General features: G+C 68.1%; 14 protein-coding genes and 1 tRNA gene. 13 read left to right on the top strand and 2 right to left on the bottom strand.

Features of this window, described 5'->3' with window-relative positions; translation table 11 throughout:
• Positions 1-63: 63 nt before the first annotated feature.
• From IHE57_RS10695 to allB, 10 genes are all read left to right on the top strand, one after another.
• Positions 64-154 (top strand) — tRNA-Ser (locus tag IHE57_RS10695).
• 277 nt (positions 155-431) lie between these two features.
• On the top strand, positions 432-1,898 hold the full coding sequence (locus IHE57_RS10690; protein ID WP_209325597.1) for an NCS2 family permease: 1,467 nt from the start codon (positions 432-434) through the stop codon (positions 1,896-1,898).
• 218 nt (positions 1,899-2,116) lie between these two features.
• Positions 2,117-3,613, top strand: coding sequence for a xanthine dehydrogenase small subunit (locus IHE57_RS10685; RefSeq protein ID WP_209372990.1), 1,497 nt, complete (start codon positions 2,117-2,119; stop codon positions 3,611-3,613).
• Entirely contained in the window at positions 3,610-5,991 is a 2,382-nt protein-coding gene (gene xdhB / locus IHE57_RS10680; protein ID WP_209372988.1) for a xanthine dehydrogenase molybdopterin binding subunit, read from the top strand. Before IHE57_RS10685 ends, xdhB begins: the two co-directional genes overlap by 4 nt.
• Positions 5,988-6,773 (top strand): xanthine dehydrogenase accessory protein XdhC, encoded by a 786-nt coding sequence (gene xdhC / locus IHE57_RS10675; RefSeq protein WP_209325594.1) that lies wholly within the window; start codon positions 5,988-5,990, stop codon positions 6,771-6,773. Before xdhB ends, xdhC begins: the two co-directional genes overlap by 4 nt.
• A 42-nt stretch (positions 6,774-6,815) precedes the next feature.
• Complete coding sequence (gene guaD, locus IHE57_RS10670; RefSeq protein ID WP_209372986.1) at positions 6,816-8,102, top strand: guanine deaminase; 1,287 nt, start codon at positions 6,816-6,818, stop codon at positions 8,100-8,102.
• Positions 8,103-8,291: 189 nt separating this feature from the next.
• Positions 8,292-9,122: a hydroxypyruvate isomerase family protein gene (locus tag IHE57_RS10665; protein ID WP_209325592.1), complete on the top strand. Its 831-nt coding sequence runs from the start codon at positions 8,292-8,294 to the stop codon at positions 9,120-9,122.
• A 33-nt stretch (positions 9,123-9,155) separates the two neighbouring features.
• Positions 9,156-10,043 carry a 2-hydroxy-3-oxopropionate reductase gene (locus IHE57_RS10660; protein WP_209325591.1) on the top strand — a complete coding sequence of 296 codons (888 nt, stop codon included), beginning with the start codon at positions 9,156-9,158 and terminating at the stop codon, positions 10,041-10,043.
• Between the two features lie 125 nt (positions 10,044-10,168).
• Complete coding sequence (gene gcl / locus IHE57_RS10655; protein WP_209372984.1) at positions 10,169-11,962, top strand: glyoxylate carboligase; 1,794 nt, start codon at positions 10,169-10,171, stop codon at positions 11,960-11,962.
• A gap of 77 nt (positions 11,963-12,039) precedes the next feature.
• Positions 12,040-13,395 carry an allantoinase AllB gene (allB, locus tag IHE57_RS10650; protein WP_253720173.1) on the top strand — a complete coding sequence of 452 codons (1,356 nt, stop codon included), beginning with the start codon at positions 12,040-12,042 and terminating at the stop codon, positions 13,393-13,395.
• Positions 13,396-13,476: 81 nt separating this feature from the next.
• Here allB and IHE57_RS10645 read toward each other — a convergent pair whose 3' ends face one another.
• Both IHE57_RS10645 and IHE57_RS10640 read right to left on the bottom strand, forming a co-directional pair.
• On the bottom strand, positions 13,477-13,944 hold the full coding sequence (locus IHE57_RS10645; protein WP_209325589.1) for a peroxiredoxin: 468 nt from the start codon (positions 13,942-13,944) through the stop codon (positions 13,477-13,479).
• Entirely contained in the window at positions 13,941-15,125 is a 1,185-nt protein-coding gene (locus IHE57_RS10640; RefSeq protein WP_209325588.1) for a glycerate kinase, read from the bottom strand. The genes IHE57_RS10645 and IHE57_RS10640 overlap by 4 nt, the downstream gene beginning before the upstream one ends.
• 205 nt (positions 15,126-15,330) lie before the next feature.
• On the opposite strand from IHE57_RS10640, the gene uraD reads away from it, so the two are divergent.
• From uraD to pucL, 3 genes are all read left to right on the top strand, one after another.
• Entirely contained in the window at positions 15,331-15,825 is a 495-nt protein-coding gene (gene uraD, locus IHE57_RS10635; protein WP_209325587.1) for a 2-oxo-4-hydroxy-4-carboxy-5-ureidoimidazoline decarboxylase, read from the top strand.
• A complete protein-coding gene (gene uraH / locus IHE57_RS10630) occupies positions 15,822-16,145 on the top strand; it encodes a hydroxyisourate hydrolase (RefSeq protein ID WP_209325586.1) in 324 nt (107 codons plus the stop codon). The genes uraD and uraH overlap by 4 nt, the downstream gene beginning before the upstream one ends.
• Before the next feature lie 166 nt (positions 16,146-16,311).
• A complete protein-coding gene (pucL, locus tag IHE57_RS10625) occupies positions 16,312-17,196 on the top strand; it encodes a factor-independent urate hydroxylase (RefSeq protein ID WP_209325585.1) in 885 nt (294 codons plus the stop codon).
• Positions 17,197-17,224 lie beyond the last annotated feature (28 nt).

Raw genomic sequence — 17,224 nt, 5'->3', positions numbered from 1 at the left:
CGTGGCTCAGCTCACATCCTGACGATTTGGCGGTCGAAACAGCACCGCTGTACAGTTGTCGGCGGTGGCGTGTCCGAGCGGCCGAAGGTGCGACACTCGAAATGTCGTGTAGGGCAACCCCCTACCGTGGGTTCAAATCCCACCGCCACCGCCATGTGAAACCCCTGCCAGTCTCAGCGCTGAGCAGGGGTTTTACTGTGTCGAGAAGCTGTTCGCGGGCAATCATGCTCAAACGGGGGCGGAGTGTGATGTTTGACACACCCCCTCCGCGCGAGCAGACTATGCCGATGGAATAGAAACAGGTTTCCAAGATGCGAAAACACGGTTCCTCGCGGAGCCGGTCTATTCCGGTGCGCAGGTTCAAGGCGCAGGGCCTGTGACAATGCGGTCGCAGGCTGACCGAATCGAACAGATCAAGGGGTCCCATCTCAATGGCTGACAACGACCAGACCACAGCGGTGAAGACCGCGTCCGAGAGACCCGGTCTCTTGGACAGATTCTTCGAAATCACCAGTCGCGGCTCATCGATCAAGCAGGAGATCCGCGGAGGCATCGTCGCCTTCATCGCGATGGCCTACATCGTCGTGCTCAACCCGCTCATCCTCGGCGGATCCGAGGACGTGGCGGGCAGCGCGCTCGACTTCGCCCAGCTGACCGCGGTCACCGGGCTCGTCGCCGGCGTCATCACGATCCTCTTCGGAGTCGTCGCGCGTCTGCCCTTCGCCCTGGCGGCGGGCCTGGGCATGAACTCCTTCCTCGCCGTCTCCGTCGTCGGAGAGGTCACCTGGCCGGAGGCGATGGGTCTGACGGTGATCAACGGCGTCATCATCGTCGTCCTCGGGGCCACGGGCATCCGCACAGCGATCTTCAACGCCGTTCCCCACGCGCTCAAGGTCGCGATCACCGTGGGCATCGGCCTGTTCATCGCCTTCATCGGCTTCGTCAACTCCGGTTTCGTCACCCGCACCCCGGAGGGTCCTCCTGTCCAGCTGGGGCAGGACGGATCGATCGCCTCTCTGCCGACGCTGGTCTTCGTGCTCGCGCTCATCCTCATCGGAACGCTCGTGGCCCGGCAGGTCCCCGGAGGAATCCTCATCGGCATGGCAGTGGCCACGGTCATCGCGATGATCATCCAGGCATTCGCCAAGCTCGGGACCGTCGGTGACCCGGTCGATCCCGACCCGCTGGGCTGGAACCTCAGTGCGCCCGAACTGCCCGGCCAGATCGTGGCGATCCCCGACTTCGGACTGCTCGGCGCCTTCGACCTCTTCGGCTCGTTCGAGCGGATCGGCGTGCTGGCCGCGACGATGCTCGTCTTCACCCTCGTATTCACGAACTTCTTCGATGCGATGGGAACGATGACGGGTCTGGCGCGCGGGGCGGGACTCCAGACCAGTGACGGAATGTTCCCCCGCATCCGCGGTGCATTCGTCGTCGAGGGACTGGGGGCAGTCGCCGGCGGTGCCGCCTCGGCGTCGTCGAACACCGTCTTCGTCGATGCTGCGGCAGGGATCGCAGAGGGGGCCAGGACCGGTCTCGCTGCGCTCGTGACCGGTGCGCTCTTCCTCGTGTCGATGTTCTTCGCCCCGCTCATCGGAGTGATCCCGATGGAGGCCGGAGCCGCCGCCCTCGTCGTCGTCGGCGCGATGATGGTCACCCAGGTCAAGGAGATCGACATGAGCGACTTCCGCACCTCGCTGCCGGTCTTCCTCACGATGGTCACGATGCCGCTGACCTACTCGATCGCCAATGGCATCGGCGTCGGATTCATCTCCTGGTCCCTCATCCACGTGATGAGCAGACGCGGTCGCGATGTCCACTGGCTGCTGTGGGTGGTCTCGCTCGGATTCATCCTGTACTTCGTTCGCGGACCGATATCGGCTATCTTGGGAGGATGATCACATTGACTGAGCATCACGCCTGGGGCAGGGGGCAGATCGCCCACGGAAGATGACGGCCGTCCGCGGCCGTCGACACGATGCACACGTCGTCGTCTCGACAGCACTTGGGAGTTCTTCGCTGCTGTTCGCATGGATAACCAGAAGTTTCGAAGAACCAGCAAATGCTCCAACCATGCACTGTGCGCCTCAGGGAAGAGGCGCAGGAGGTAATTGGGATGTCTGCAGTGACGACAGACACATCCGGATGCCGGATCACTGTCAATGGGATCACCCGGGATCTGACCGGGCCGACTCATACGAACGCCTTGGACTTCCTTCGCGGTCAGGGACTGACCGCAGCGAAGGAAGGCTGCGCTGAAGGCGAATGCGGGGCCTGTGCGATTCTCATCGCCCGCCCCGATTCCGACGGAACGACCCGTTGGACCTCGATCAATTCATGTCTCCTCCCTGCCGCTGCCCTCGATGGCCAAGAGGTCATCACCGCCGAGGGTCTGGCAGACGGCGAGACGATCCACCCCGTCCAGGAGGAGATGGCCGTCCGCGGAGGCTCGCAGTGCGGATACTGCACTCCCGGCTTCATCTGCTCGATGGCCGCCGAATACTACCGGCCCGAACGTGCCGAGGTGCGCGATGAGCAGACCGACCACCACTGCGGGGCCAACGGCTTCGACCTCCACGCCCTGTCCGGCAATCTCTGCCGCTGCACCGGCTACCGTCCCATCCGCGACGCCGCCTTCGCACTCGGGCAGCCCGAGGAGGGCGACGCTCTCGCCGCGCGACGCAGCCGGCCCGCCCCCGAGGCGGTGGCCACGGACGTGCACCGGACCGACACCGCCGGCGGTGAGCTCGGACGCTACCGTCGCCCCGGCACGCTGACCGAGGCGGTGGAGATCCTCGCCGCCGACTCCGAAGCCGCCGTCGTCGCCGGATCCACCGACTGGGGTGTGGAGGTCAACATCAAGGGAGCGCGTGCGAAGTCCGTGCTCGCCATCGACCGCCTGCCCGAACTGCGCGGCGTCCGTCGCACCGCGGACTTCATCGAACTCGGCGCGGCCCACACGCTGTCCGAGCTCGAACGAGAGCTCGCCGGCGACATCCCGCTGCTGGGCAAGCTGTTCCCGCAGTTCGCGTCCCGCCTCATCCGCAATGCGGCGACGATCGGGGGCAACCTCGGCACCGGCTCACCCATCGGCGACGCCCCGCCGGCGCTGCTGGCGCTCGAGGCGGAGCTCGTGCTCACCTCGGCCCGGGGACAGCGCCGCGTCGCCCTGAGCGAGTACTTCACCGGCTACCGGCAGACCGTGCGCGAGCCCGATGAGCTCATCACCGCCATCCGCATCCCGCTGCCGCTGGCGCCGCTGACGTCCTTCCAGAAGATCGCCAAACGCCGTTTCGACGACATCTCCTCGGTCGCGATCGGCTACGCCGTCGACGTCACCGACGGGATCGTCACGAAAGCCCGGATCGGCCTCGGCGGAGTCGCGGCGACCCCGCTGCGGGCGCGGTCGACCGAAGCCCGGCTCGAAGGCCTGCCCTGGACGCTCGAGACCGTGCACGCAGCGGCCGAGACCCTCGCCGCCGAAGGCACACCGATGGACGACCACCGGGCGAGCGCGAAGTACAGAACCGCGATGCTGAAGTCCTCGCTCGAACGCTTCTACGCCGAGCAGCTCGGCCGCACGGCCGCGACCAGCAAGGAGGTCAAGTCATGAGCCGGCTCTCCCAGCGCCCCGTCGACCCGATCGTCGGTGAGCGCCACCCCCACGAAAGCGCCTTCGGCCACGTCACCGGATCCGCGCTCTACACCGACGACCTCGTCGGGCGCCTGACCGGAGTCCTCCACGCCTACCCCGTCCAGTCGACGGTGGCCCATGCGCGCCTGCACTCGCTCGACGCCGATGGCGCGTACCGGGTGCCCGGAGTCGTCCGGGTCATCACCGCCGCTGACATCCCCGGAGTCAACGACCAAGGCGTCAAACACGATGAGCCGATGCTGCCGGAAGACGAGATCATGTTCTTCGGCCAGCCGCTGGCCTGGGTGCTCGCCGAGACCCTCGAAGCGGCGAAGGAGGGTGCGGCCGCAGTCGTCGCCGAGACCGAGGAGCTCGCATCCCTCGTGACCGTGCGCGAGGCGATCGCGGCCGACAGCTATCACGGCGAGGCGCTGACGATCGACAAGGGCGAGGTCGACTCCGCGCTCGCCGATGCCGCGCACGTCTTCGAGGGTGAGTTCGAATTCGCCGGACAGGAGCACTTCTATCTCGAGACACAGGCCTGCCTGGCCCATGTCGACGAGAACGAGCAGATCTTCGTCCAGTCCTCGACCCAGCACCCGACCGAGACGCAGGACATCATCTCGCACGTGCTCGGCGTCCCCGCCCACGAGGTGACGGTGCAGTGCCTGCGCATGGGCGGCGGATTCGGCGGCAAGGAGATGCAGCCCCACGGCTATGCCGCGCTCGCGGCACTCGGGGCCACACTGACGGGCCGGCCGGTGCGGCTGCGACTGGACCGGACGCTGGACATCACGATGACCGGCAAACGCCACGGCTTCCACTCCTCCTGGAAGGTCGGGTTCACGGAGGAGGGCAAGATCCTCGCGCTCGACGCGAGCCTGACCGCCGACGGCGGATGGAGCCTCGACCTGTCCGAGCCCGTGCTCACCCGGGCCATGTGCCATATCGACAACGCCTACTGGGTGCCGAATATCCGGGTGAACGGCCGCATCGCCAAATGCAACAAGACCTCGCAGACGGCCTTCCGCGGATTCGGCGGGCCGCAGGGCATGCTCGTCATGGAGGACATCATCGGACGGGTCGCACCGAAGCTCGGCCTGAGTGCGCGCGAGCTGCGTCGCCGCAACTTCTATGCCGAGGGCCAGGACACTCCCTACTATCAGCCGGTGCGCCACCCCGAGCGGATCGGAGCCTGCTGGGACCAGCTCATCTCCGAATCCGATCTGGAGGCCAGGGAACTCGAGATCGAGGCCTTCAACGCAGGCAGCGAATACCTCAAGCGCGGTCTGGCGATCACCCCGGTGAAGTTCGGGATCTCGTTCAACCTCACCGCCTTCAACCAGGGCGGAGCCCTCGTGCTCGTATACAAGGACGGTTCCGTCCTCGTCACCCACGGCGGCACCGAGATGGGGCAGGGCCTGCACCAGAAGATGCTGCAGGTCGCGGCCACCACCCTCGGTGTGCCCCTGTCGACCGTCCGCCTGGCGCCCACCCGCACGGACAAGGTGCCGAACACCTCGGCGACGGCGGCCAGCTCCGGCTCCGACCTCAACGGCGGAGCGGTGAAGGACGCCTGCGATCAGATCCTCGACCGCCTCAAGCAGGTCGCAGCGGGACTGCTAGGCGCACCCGCCCACGAGGTGGTCATCTCCCGCGGCATCGTCTCGGCGCTGTCCTCGTCGAAGACCGTGACCTGGGAGGAGCTGATCAATACCGCCTACTTCCAACGCATCCAACTCTCGGCCTCGGGCTTCTACCGGACCGAGGGACTGCACTGGAACCTGTCGCAGATGCGCGGCGAGCCGTTCAAGTACTTCGCCTACGGCGCTGCCGTCTCCGAGGTCGAGGTCAACCGCTTCGACGGCTCCTACACTCTGCGCCGGGTCGACATCGTCCACGACGTCGGAGACTCCCTGTCCCCGCTCATCGACCTCGGCCAGATCGAGGGCGGCTTCGTCCAGGGCGCCGGTTGGCTGACCCTCGAGGACCTGCGCTGGGACGACTCCGACCGGCCCAGCCGCGGGCGCCTGGCCACGCAGGGGGCGAGCACCTATAAGATCCCGAGCTTCTCCGAGGCTCCGGAGGTCTTCAACGTCTCGCTGCTCGACAAGGCCCACGAGGAGGGTGCCGTCTACGGTTCGAAGGCCGTCGGCGAACCCCCGCTCATGCTCGCCTTCTCCGTCCGCGAGGCCCTCCGCGAGGCCGTGGCCGCCTTCGGCGCGTCCGACGCCTCCGTGCAGCTGGCCTCCCCGGCCACCCCCGAGGCGGTGTTCTGGGCGATCGAGGACGTGCGCTCCGCAGCGGGCGGGGCTCCGATCCGGGCGGCTGCGGAAGGACAACGAGTTCCGTCATGACCTGGATGGACACCGCAGCCGAGCTCCGCAGGGCTCGGGTGCCTGCCGTCCTCGTCACGCTCGCCTCGGTGCGCGGCCATGCCCCGCGCGAGGCCGGAGCGAAGATGATCGCCACCGCCGACGGTCTGTTCGGGACCATCGGCGGTGGCAATCTCGAGATGACGGCGGTCACCCGTGCCCGCGAACTGCTCGCCGAGGACCAGCGGGTCCCGGAGATGCTCACCCTGCGGCTCAACGACAAGGCCCCGGCCGAGTACGGTCGGCAGTGCTGCGGCGGGGAGGTCACTGTGCTGTTCGAACCGCTGCCCGTCCCCGCCTCGGCGGCGATCTTCGGCATCGGCAACATCGGGCTCGAACTGACTCGGATCCTCGCCCGGCACGAGATCGACCTCGTCGTGTCCGACTCCCGGCCCGAACAGCTCGAAGCCCTCGACGGGCTCGAGGCGCCGGTCGCGCGCATCCGCCGCGAGTTCGCCGTCGTGGGGGAGGAAGTGCTCGCCGGGCTTCCGCCCGGCACGCACGTGCTCATCATGACCCACGACCATGCCGAAGACCTGCACCTGTGCATCGCGGCCCTGAGCCGCGGCGACCTCGGCTCGGTCGGTCTCATCGGCTCGAGCGCCAAATGGCAGCGCTTCCGCAAGAACCTCGTGGCCGAAGGCTTCGCGCCCGAAGCCGTCGACACCATCCGGTGCCCCATCGGCCTGCCCGAACTGCCGGGCAAACAGCCCGCGTTGATCGCCGTCAGCGCCGCCGCGGACCTGCTCGCCCGCATGGCCTGAGCGCCATCCCCGTCTCACCCATCCGAACCAAGGAGAACCACCGTGGTCATCTACCGTGCGCGTGTCTTCGACACCCCGGACAGCCCGTTCACCGGAGGGCACCTGCGCTCCGCATCCGATATCGCCCTCGTCGTCGACGACGGACTCATCACCGCCCGCACCGACTGGTCCACCGCCCGAGCCGCCCATCCGGAGGCCGAGGTCGTCGACCTGCGCGAGGGCGTGCTCATCCCGGGGCTCGTCGACACCCATGTCCACCTCCCGCAGGTCCGTGCCATCGGACACCTGGGCAGGCCTCTGCTCGACTGGCTCGACCACTGCGCTCTGCCCGAGGAGGCGAAGCTCGCAGACGATGCCTACGCCGAGGCGGTGGCCGGAGAGTTCCTCACAGGGCTGCAGGCGGCGGGGACCACCTCGGCGATGGTCTTCGGCTCGCACTTCGCATCCGCCATGGACATCTTCTTCTCCGCCGCCGCCGAGGCGGGCCTGCGGATCACCTCGGGACTGGTCACCAGTGACCGGAACCTGCCCGAGCCGCTGCTGACCGATGTCGACCGCTCGGTGGCCGAAGGCCAGGCGCTCATCGACCGGTGGCACGGCGCCGGCCGGCTCCGGTACGCGGTGACTCCGCGCTTCTCGTTCTCCGCCGGCCCCGAACTGCTCGCCGCCGGCGGAGCCCTGGCGGAGGCCAACCCGGACATCTGGGTCACCTCCCACCTGAACGAGAACCGCGACGAGATCGCCGGAGTCGCCGAGATCCACCCGAAGGCGCTCGACTACCTCGACACCTACGACCGGGCGGGGCTGCTCGGCCGGCGCACGGTGCTGGCCCACAACGTCCACCCGCAGGATCGGGAGCTGGCGCGCATGGCCGAGGTCGGGGCGGTCGCGGCACACTGCCCGACCTCGAACTCGGCACTGGCCAGCGGCTTCTTCCCGCTGCGGCGCCACCTCGAGGCCGGAGTGCGTGTCGCGCTGGGCTCCGATGTCGGGGCGGGCACGGGATTCAACCTGCTCAAGGAGGGCGTGCAGTCCTACTTCATGCAGCAGCTCGACCCGACCGGGGGAGTGGCGCTGGGATCCACGCACCTGCTGCATCTGGCCACGGCCGCCGGCGCCGAGGCGCTTCAACTCGACGAGGTCGGCGACCTGTCGGAGGGCAAACGCTTCGACGCCGTGCTCATCCGGCCGGCCGCAGGCGAGCCGCTCGACGTCGGCATCCGGCATGCCGGCGATGACGCCGACGCGCTGGCCACGATCTTCGCCATGGGCACCCCGGCCGATATCGCCGAAGTCTGGGTCGACGGTGAGCCCGTGAAGGCCGCCTGACCCCACCCCGCTGCCGACTGACGGCGGTCCCGCCACCTCGGACGAGGCGGCAGGGCCGCCGTCAGCTGTGTTCGGGGCCGGCCACCGGTGAGGGTTGACTCGGCGCAGGGAGGCTGTCTATGCTTATTTCACGCAATGGAAATACACTTCCGCAATACGGAAACAGCGTGAATCTCAAAGGAGAGCTCCATGACCGCGACATTCGACTTCACCACTGCCGACAGCTACGTCCTCAACTGCTCCACACTGCTCACCGAGCTGCCTGTCATGGAGCGGGCACAGGCCGCGAAGGACGCCGGGTTCGACCGCGTCGAGTTCTGGTGGCCCTTCGACGGCAACCCGACGCCGAGCCCCGCCGAGGTCGATGAGTTCATCGACTCCCTCGAATCGGCCGGAGTCGAGCTCGCCGGACTGAACTTCTGGGCCGGGAACATGGCAGGCGGCGACCGCGGAATGGTCTCGGTCCCCGGCGCCGAGGCGGACTTCGCCGCGAACGTCGACATCGTCGTCGAGATCGGCCGCCGCACCGGATGCAAGGCCTTCAACGCCCTCTACGGGCTGCGCATCGAGGGGCAGGACGCCGCCGACCAGGACGCCACCGCCGTGGCCAACCTCGCCCTGGCCGCCCGCGCCGTGGCCGAGATCGGCGGCACCGTCCTCGTCGAGCCCGTCTCCGGGGCCGAGGCCTACCCGCTCAAGCGCTTCGCCGACGCCGCCGAGGTCGTCGCCCGGGTCCGTGCGGACGGGGCCGAGAACGTGGCCGTGCTCGCCGACTTCTTCCACATGTCGGTCAACGGCGACGACGTCGCCGCGGTCATCGAGGCAGAGGCCGCGAACTTCGGACACATCCAGATCGCCGATGCCGAGGGCCGGGGCGCACCCGGCACCGGACAGCTGCCGCTTCAGGAGTGGATCGACCGCGCCTTCGAGCTCGGCTACGACGGACCCATCGCCCTGGAGTACAAGCAGGAGCAGGCCACCGCATTCGACTGGCTCAGCCGCGCCGCGCAGACGGCCTGAACCACCCGCAACCCCGACACGAAGGAACTTCCAATGAGCAAGACAATCGCATTCATCGGACTCGGAATCATGGGCCTGCCGATGGCCAAGAACCTGGTCTCCGCCGGCTTCACCGTCCGCGGCTACAACCGCACCCCGGCGAAGGCCCAGGCACTCGCCGAGGCGGGCGGAAAGGCCGCCGGCACCATCGCCGAGGCCGTCGACGGAGCCGAGGTCATCATCACCATGGTCCCGGACTCGCCCGACGTCGAGGACGTGCTGCTCGGCGAGGACGGGATCCTCGCAGCCGCCTCGTCGGGCGCGACCTGGATCGACTTCTCGACCATCCGCCCCGATGTGGCCAAGAGCCTGGCCGAGCAGGCCGCGGCGAAGGGGCTCAAACCGCTCGACGCCCCCGTCTCCGGCGGTGAGCCGGGAGCCATCGACGGTGTGCTCTCGATCATGGTCGGCGGCGACAGGGGCGACTTCGACGCCATGGCAGACGTGTTCGCCGCCGTGGGCAAGACGATCGTGCTCGTCGGCCCCTCGGGTGCGGGACAGACCGTCAAGGCCGCCAACCAGCTCATCGTCGCCGGAAACATCGGACTGCTGGCCGAGGCCGTGGTCTTCCTCGAAGCCTACGGAGTCGAGACCACCTCGGCGCTCGAGGTGCTCGGCGGCGGGCTCGCCGGCTCCAAGGTGCTCGAGCAGAAGGGCCAGAAGATGCTCGACCGGTCCTTCGACCCGGGATTCCGTCTGCAGCTGCACCACAAGGACATGGGCATCGTCACCGCCGCCGCCCGCGAGGCCGGGGTCGCGATCCCGCTCGGCTCGACCGTCGCCCAGCTCGTGGCCTCGACGGTGCAGCAGGGCAATGGGGGACTGGACCACTCCGGGCTCTTCACCGTCGTCGAACAGCTCTCCGGCAAAGACCAGGGCTGAGCCACCGCCTCGACGAGGCACACGATCCGGGCGGGGCCGTCGGCCCAACGACACTGCCGGCCCCGCCCCACCACCAGCAGAGCCGGCGACAGAGTCGTCGCCGGCTCATGAACGAAGGAAGAACAATGACACGTATGCGCGCAGTCGACGCAGTGGCGCTCATCCTCGAGAAGGAAGGGGCCACCGAGACATTCGGTCTGCCGGGAGCGGCCATCAACCCGCTCTACTCGGCGATGCGGGCCCACGGCGGAATCCGCCACACCCTGGCCCGCCACGTCGAGGGAGCCTCGCACATGGCTGACGGCTTCACCCGGGCGGCGGCCGGGAACATCGGAGTCTGCCTCGGCACGTCCGGGCCGGCCGGCACCGATATGATCACCGGCCTCTATGCGGCCGCGGCGGACTCGCAGCCGATCCTGTGCATCACCGGACAGGCTCCCGTGGCAGTGCTCGACAAGGAGGACTTCCAGGCCGTCGACATCGCCTCGATCGCGAAGCCCGTGACGAAGATGGCCAAGACCGTGCTCGAAGCCGGTCAGGTCCCCGGAGTCTTCCAGGCCGCCTTCCAGCTCATGCGCTCGGCCCGTCCGGGACCGGTGCTCATCGACCTGCCGCTCGATGTGCAGCAGACGGAGATCGACTTCGACATCGACACCTACGAGCCGCTCGCCCCTTCGAAGCCGGCGGCGACCTCGGCGCAGGCGGAGAAGATCCTCGATCTCATCGCCGAGGCGAAGCACCCGCTCATCATCGCCGGCGGCGGCATCATCAACGCCGACGCCGCCGATCGCCTCGTCGAATTCGCCGAGCTCACCTCGATCCCGGTCTCACCCACTCTCATGGGCTGGGGTGCGATCCCCGACAACCACGATCTGCAGGCCGGCATGGTCGGCATCCAGACGCATGTCCGCTACGGCAACGCCTCCTTCCTCGACTCCGACCTCGTCATCGGCATCGGCAACCGGTGGGCGAACCGGCACACCGGCGACCTCGGGGTCTACCGGAACGGGCGGAAGTTCGTCCACATCGACATCGAGCCCACCCAGATCGGACGGGTGTTCGCTCCCGACTACGGCGTGGTCTCCGATGCCGGCGCCGCCCTCGACGCACTGCTGAGCGCCGCTCGCGGCCGGGCGGGCAGTCTCCCGGACTTCACGGACTGGGCCGGCGAGTGCACGGCTCGGAAGTCGACCGAACACCGGAAGACGAACTTCACCGAGGTGCCGATCAAGCCGCAGCGGGTCTACCAGGAGATGAACGCGGCCTTCGGCGAGGACGTCACCTATGTGTCGACGATCGGGCTGAGCCAGATCGCCGGGGCGCAGATGCTCCACGTCTACCGTCCCCGCCATTGGATCAACGCCGGCCAGGCCGGGCCCCTGGGTTGGACTGGACCGGCGGCGCTCGGCGTGGCCAAGGGCAAACCGGGCGAGACCGTCGTCGCGCTCTCCGGCGACTACGACTTCCAGTTCATGATCGAAGAGCTCGCCGTCGGCGCGCAGCACCAGATCCCCTATGTCCACGTCGTCGTCAACAACTCCTACCTCGGCCTGATCCGCCAGTCCCAGCGCGGCTTCGAGATGGACTACGAGGTCTCGCTGGCCTTCGAGAACATCAACTCCTCGGGATCCGCTTCGTCCGGATACGGCGTCGACCATGTGGCCGTGGCCCTCGGGCTCGGGTGCAAGGCTGTGCGGGTCGAGGATCCAGAACTCATCGGCGAGGGCCTGCGCGTGGCCAAGGAGCTCATGAGCGAACATCAGGTGCCCGTGGTCGTCGAGGTCATCCTCGAACGCGTCACGAACATCTCGATGGGCACCGCACTCGATGCGATCAACGAGTTCGAGACGCTCGCTCAGACACCCGCCGACGCCCCGACGGCACTGACCCCGATGGGAGAACTCGCCGCGGCAAAGTAGGCTGGGAACGGTATACCGCTGAAGGTGCTTGAGCACCGCATCCACCGGCCGTCGGGTCGGGCGACTGAGGAGGAAATTTGAGCAAAGACGCCACCTTTGATCTGGTCATCCATGCCGAAAGGGCTGTGTTCCCCGGTGGCATCGACTCCGCCCGGATCGGAGTCAGGGACGGCCGGACCGTCGAGATCGCCCGCGGTGGGGACGAACTGAGCGGGACCGCCTCGGCGGGGGTGGACGTCATCGAGGTCGGCAGCGACGAGGTGCTGCTGCCCGGGCTCGTGGACACGCACGTGCACGTCAACGACCCCGGTCGCGCCGAATGGGAGGGCTTCGCCAGCGCCACCCGCGCGGCCGCGGCCGGGGGCGTGACGACGATCGTCGACATGCCGCTGAACTCCCTGCCGCCGACGGTCGACGTCGCAGCGCTCGAGACCAAGCGCGAGGTCGCAGGTCCGAAGGCCTTCGTCGACGTCGGCTTCTGGGGCGGGGCGATCCCCGGCAACACGTCTGAGCTGCGGCCACTGCACGAGGCCGGGGTCTACGGGTTCAAATGCTTCCTCGAAGACTCCGGCGTCGAGGAGTTCCCGCCGCTGGAGCCGGCCGAGATGCAGACCGATATGGCCGAGATCGCCTCGTTCGACGGGATGCTCATCGTCCACGCCGAAGACCATGAGGTGATGACCGGGGCGCCGAAGAACTCGGGCCCGAAGTTCTCCGACTTCCTCGCCGCCCGCCCGCGTGAGGCCGAGAACGTCGCGATCGCCCGCGTCATCGACGCCGCCCGGGCCACCGGGGCTCGGGCCCACATCCTCCACCTGTCCTCGGCCGATGCGCTCGAGCAGATCGCAGCGGCCAAGGCCGAGGGCATCAAGCTGACGGTGGAGACCTGCCCGCACTACCTCGTCTTCTCCGCCGAGGAGATCCCCGATGGGGCCACGACGCACAAATGCTGCCCGCCGATCCGCGAGGAATCCAATCGGGAAGCGCTGTGGCAGGGGCTCATCGACGGCACGATCGACTGCATCGTCTCCGACCACTCACCCTCGACGGCCGAGCTCAAACTGCTCGACACCGGGGACTTCGGTGCGGCTTGGGGCGGGATCTCGTCCCTGCAGCTCGGACTCTCGCTCGTCTGGACCGAGGCTGCGAAGCGCGGGATCGATCTCGCCGAGGTCGTGCGCTGGATGTCCGCGGCTCCGGCCGCAGTGGCGCGGGTGGAGAACAAGGGCGCGATCGCGGAGGGCAACGACGCGGACTTCGCCGTGTTCTCGCCTGACGAGGAGTGGACGGTGCGCGCAAGCGACCTCTACCACCGCAACCAGATCAGCGCCTACGACGCCCGCACCGTCCGCGGCCGCGTCACCCGCACCCTCCTGCGCGGTGCCCCCGTGGACTTCGACGAGCCCCGCGGGACCCTCCTGACCGCGCGCTGACACCTCTTCGCACGAACCGACGGCGGCCCTGACACCTCGCTGAGTGTCAGGGCCGCCGTTCGTCGCTGCCGCGGGGGAGGATCAGACGCCGAGCTCTTCGCGCAGACGGGCGACGTGGCCCTGGGCGTCGACATTGTATTCGGCGCGGTCGAGCGTGCCGTCCTCGGCGATGACGAAGGTCGAGCGCAGAGTGCCCTCGAAGGTCCTGTCGCCGATCGTCTTCTCACCGAAGCTGCCGTAGGCCTTCGCGACCTCGGCGCCGGGGTCGGACAGCAGCGGGAAGGTCAGGCCCTCATCGGCGGCGAAGGCCCGGATCGACTCGGCGTCGTCGGGCGAGACTCCGAGGACCTCGAATCCGGCCGCGGCCAGGGACGAGAGGTTGTCGCGGAAGTCGCAGGCCTCGGTCGTGCAGCCGGGCGTCGCGGCCTTCGGGTAGAAGTAGAGGATGACCTTCCTGCCGGCGAAGTCCGCCTTCGAGAAGGTCGTGCCCTCGGCGTCGGCCAGGGAGAAATCCGGGGCGGTGTCCCCCGTGCTGAGCTGAGTGGTCATAGTGCGTCCTTTCGTTGTGTCATTCCTGCGGCCACGAGCGAGCACGCATGTGCGGCCGTGTCCTCGATCAGGGTGTCTGCCCGCTCGGACAGGGTCTTCAGGTCCGCCGGCCCCGGTGCGATCGACAGGGCCGCGGTGATGTTCGCCTCCCGGCATTCGGCCGGTGAGAGCCCGACGCGTCCGGCGACGACGACGATGTGCGCCGAGGCGGGGGCATGGTCGCGCACTGCCGCGACGACTTTGCCGCCCAGGGACTGGGAGTCGAAGGACCCCTCCCCGGTGAGCACGATGTCCGCGTCAGCCAGCGCCTCGGTCAGGCCCACGGCCTCGGCGACCATCGTCGACCCGGGCACCACCTCGGCACCGAGCAGGGCCGTCAGGGCCATCGGCATCCCGCCGGCGGCGCCGAAGCCGGGCCGTGCAGCGAGTGTCTCGGCCTCGGCGGGCGAGTCGGCGAGCACCTCGGCGAGGTGGCTCAGACCGGCGTCGAGGGAGGCCACCGCCTCGGAATCGGCCCCCTTCTGCGGTCCGAAGACCGCGGCGGCGCCGCGCGGTCCGGTGAGCGGATTGTCGACGTCGACGGCGATCCGCCACCGCACCGAGCGTGCTCGCGGATCCAGCTCCGAGGCGTCCACGGATGCCAGGGCGGACAGCCCTCCGCCGCCCGGTGCGATCGGGGCGCCGTCGGCATCGGCGAAGCGCGCGCCCAGCGCGGAGACGAGACCGACTCCGCCGTCGGTGCTCGCTGATCCGCCGATGCACAGCAGGATCTCGTCGACGCCGAGGTCGAGCACAGCGCGGGCGATGAGCCCGACGCCGAAGGTGTCGGCGCGTTCGGGCTGCAGCGGGACATCTGAGACCTGCGGCAGACCGTTGGCCTGGGCGGCCTCGATGACCGCGGTGCGACCGTCGGCGGAGATGCCGAAGAGCGCCGAGGCAGGGCGGCCGAGCGCATCGACGACCTCGACCGTCTTCGCCGGCGTGCCCCAGACGGCCAGGAGCGCATCGAGTGTGCCTTCGCCGCCGTCGGCGAAGGGCAGCTCGGTGACCGAGGCGTCAGGGAGTGCCGCGCGGGCCCCGCGAGCGAGCGCGGCCGCCGCAGCCGGGGCGGAGGCCGAGCCCTTGAAGGAATCGGGGGCGCAGACGATTCTCGGGCCCGGTGACGCAGCTTCGATGCTCATGACCTCATTCAACCTCATTGTCGTGATCGCGGTGGTGCGGCGCTCACGGAACGGACCGCGACACCGCCAGAGACCATTATCCACAATACGGAAGAAAGTTTCCAGAATAACGTGTGAGCAATTTGACATCGGGTCGAGCGGACAGCAGACTCGAAGCATCTGTTTGGAAAGAGTATTCCGAAACGCGAAAGCCAAGGAGGTCATCGTGGACCTGACCGAGTTCAATCGGCTCCCCGCCGACGAGGCCCGGGAAGTGCTGCGCCCGTGCCTGGACGTCGACCGCTGGATCGAAGCGGTCGTAGCCGCACGGCCCTTCGCCGACCGCGAGGCCGCACTCGCCGCGGCCCGCGATGACGCCTCCCCGCTGCGCGCCGACGAGATCGACTCCGCGATGTCGCACCACCCCCGGATCGGGGAGAAGGCGAAAGGCGATTCCGCCGAGGCGGCCCATTCCTCCCGCGAGCAGGCCGGACTCGGCGCTCTCGGCGACGATGTGCAGACGCGACTGGCCGCAGGCAACTCGGCCTATGAGGACCGCTTCGACAGAGTCTTCCTCATCCGCGCCGCAGGTCGGACGCCCGAAGAGATCCTGTCCGAGCTCGAGAGGCGGATGGGCAACACCGAGGCGGACGAGGACGTCGAGGTCGGCGAGCAGCTGATCCAGATCGCAGCCCTGAGACTCGAAGGAATCCTGTCATGAGCTTCATCACCGCCCACGCCCTCGACTCCACCGTCGGGACCCCCGCCGCGAACCTCGAGGTCACCCTCTTCGACGGCGACGAGGTCATCGTCTCGGCCCGCACCGACGACAACGGGCGGGTCTCCGACTTCGGACCCGAGCACCTCGAGCCGGGCGACTACCGGATCGTCTTCGCCACCGGCGAGTACTTCACCGCCCGCGGCCAGGACCATTTCCACCCTGTCGTCACGATCGACTTCACCGTGCAGCCGGGACAGGCGCACTACCACATCCCGCTGCTGCTCAGCCCCTTCGCCTACAGCACCTACCGCGGCAGCTGAGCCACCTATAGACATCAGGGGAAGCAGGCCCCCTGCAGGATCAGATCCTCAACAAACCGCCGAAGCCCACCGGGACCCGTGTCCGGCAGGCCTCGCAGATCGATTGGTCACGGCGTTCGCGGCGCATCTGCGCGCCCGCGCGCCGAAGAGCTATAGGAGCAAGAAGATGAGCAAGGTCAAACTGACGTCGAACCAGTACGGCAAGGCGGAGAACCGGTTGATGAGGGTCTACCGCGACTCGGAGCGCCATGAGCTGCGCGACCTCAACGTCACCTCGCAGCTGTGGGGCGACTTCGAGACCGCCCACACCGAGGGCAACAACGAACACGTCGTCGCCACCGATACGCAGAAGAACACGGTCTTCGCCAAGGCCAAGGAACTGGGCGTGAGCTCGCCCGAGCAGTTCCTCCTCGGCCTGGCCGAGCACTTCACCTCGAGCTTCGACTGGGTCACCGGCGGACGCTGGGCAGCCGAGGAATACGGCTGGGACCGCATCAACGACCACAACCACTCGTTCTTCAAGTCCGCCCCCGAGGTGCGCACCGCGGTGCTCACCCGCGACGGCGACAAGGACACGCTGATCTCGGGATTCTACGGGCTCACTGTGCTCAAGACGACCGAATCCGGATTCGTCGGCTACCCGAAGGACAAGTACACGACCCTGCCGGAGACCGAGGACCGGATCCTCGCCACCGACATCGCCACACGCTGGGTCTACAACACCACGGACCTCGACTTCGAGGCCGTCTACACCCGCGTGAAGGAGATCATCCTCGATTCGTTCACCGACCACTACTCGCATGCCCTCCAGCACACCCTCTACCAGATGGGTGAGAAGGTCATCGAGGCCGTGCCGGAGATCGACGAGATCCGCTTCTCCTGCCCGAACAAGCACCACTTCCTCTACGACATCGAGCGCTTCGGGCTGGAGAACCCGAACGAGGTCTTCATCGTCGCCGACCGTCCCTACGGCCTCATCGAGGCCACCTTCACCCGCGACGGCGTCGAGGAGAACAAGGAGGCCTGGGCGCAGATCGCCGGCTTCTGCTGAGTTCGGAAATTTCCATCTCCGGGCTTCC

It is taken from the genome of Brevibacterium renqingii (assembly GCF_017808105.1).
Taxonomy (GTDB): domain Bacteria; phylum Actinomycetota; class Actinomycetes; order Actinomycetales; family Brevibacteriaceae; genus Brevibacterium; species Brevibacterium renqingii.
This window is presented reverse-complemented; position numbering and strand designations above follow the sequence as displayed.

Excerpts from the sequence above, each read along its gene's own strand:
- uraH (WP_209325586.1), top strand. The coding sequence starts at position 15,822 with ATGAGCTTCATCACCGCCCACGCCCTCGACTCCACCGTCGGGACCCCC.
- IHE57_RS10685 (WP_209372990.1), top strand. The coding sequence starts at position 2,117 with ATGTCTGCAGTGACGACAGACACATCCGGATGCCGGATCACTGTCAAT.
- IHE57_RS10645 (WP_209325589.1), bottom strand. The coding sequence starts at position 13,944 with ATGACCACTCAGCTCAGCACGGGGGACACCGCCCCGGATTTCTCCCTG.
- IHE57_RS10665 (WP_209325592.1), top strand. The coding sequence starts at position 8,292 with ATGACCGCGACATTCGACTTCACCACTGCCGACAGCTACGTCCTCAAC.
- IHE57_RS10660 (WP_209325591.1), top strand. The coding sequence starts at position 9,156 with ATGAGCAAGACAATCGCATTCATCGGACTCGGAATCATGGGCCTGCCG.
- pucL (WP_209325585.1), top strand. The coding sequence starts at position 16,312 with ATGAGCAAGGTCAAACTGACGTCGAACCAGTACGGCAAGGCGGAGAAC.
- xdhB (WP_209372988.1), top strand. The coding sequence starts at position 3,610 with ATGAGCCGGCTCTCCCAGCGCCCCGTCGACCCGATCGTCGGTGAGCGC.
- IHE57_RS10640 (WP_209325588.1), bottom strand. The coding sequence starts at position 15,125 with ATGAGCATCGAAGCTGCGTCACCGGGCCCGAGAATCGTCTGCGCCCCC.
- IHE57_RS10690 (WP_209325597.1), top strand. The coding sequence starts at position 432 with ATGGCTGACAACGACCAGACCACAGCGGTGAAGACCGCGTCCGAGAGA.
- gcl (WP_209372984.1), top strand. The coding sequence starts at position 10,169 with ATGACACGTATGCGCGCAGTCGACGCAGTGGCGCTCATCCTCGAGAAG.
- xdhC (WP_209325594.1), top strand. The coding sequence starts at position 5,988 with ATGACCTGGATGGACACCGCAGCCGAGCTCCGCAGGGCTCGGGTGCCT.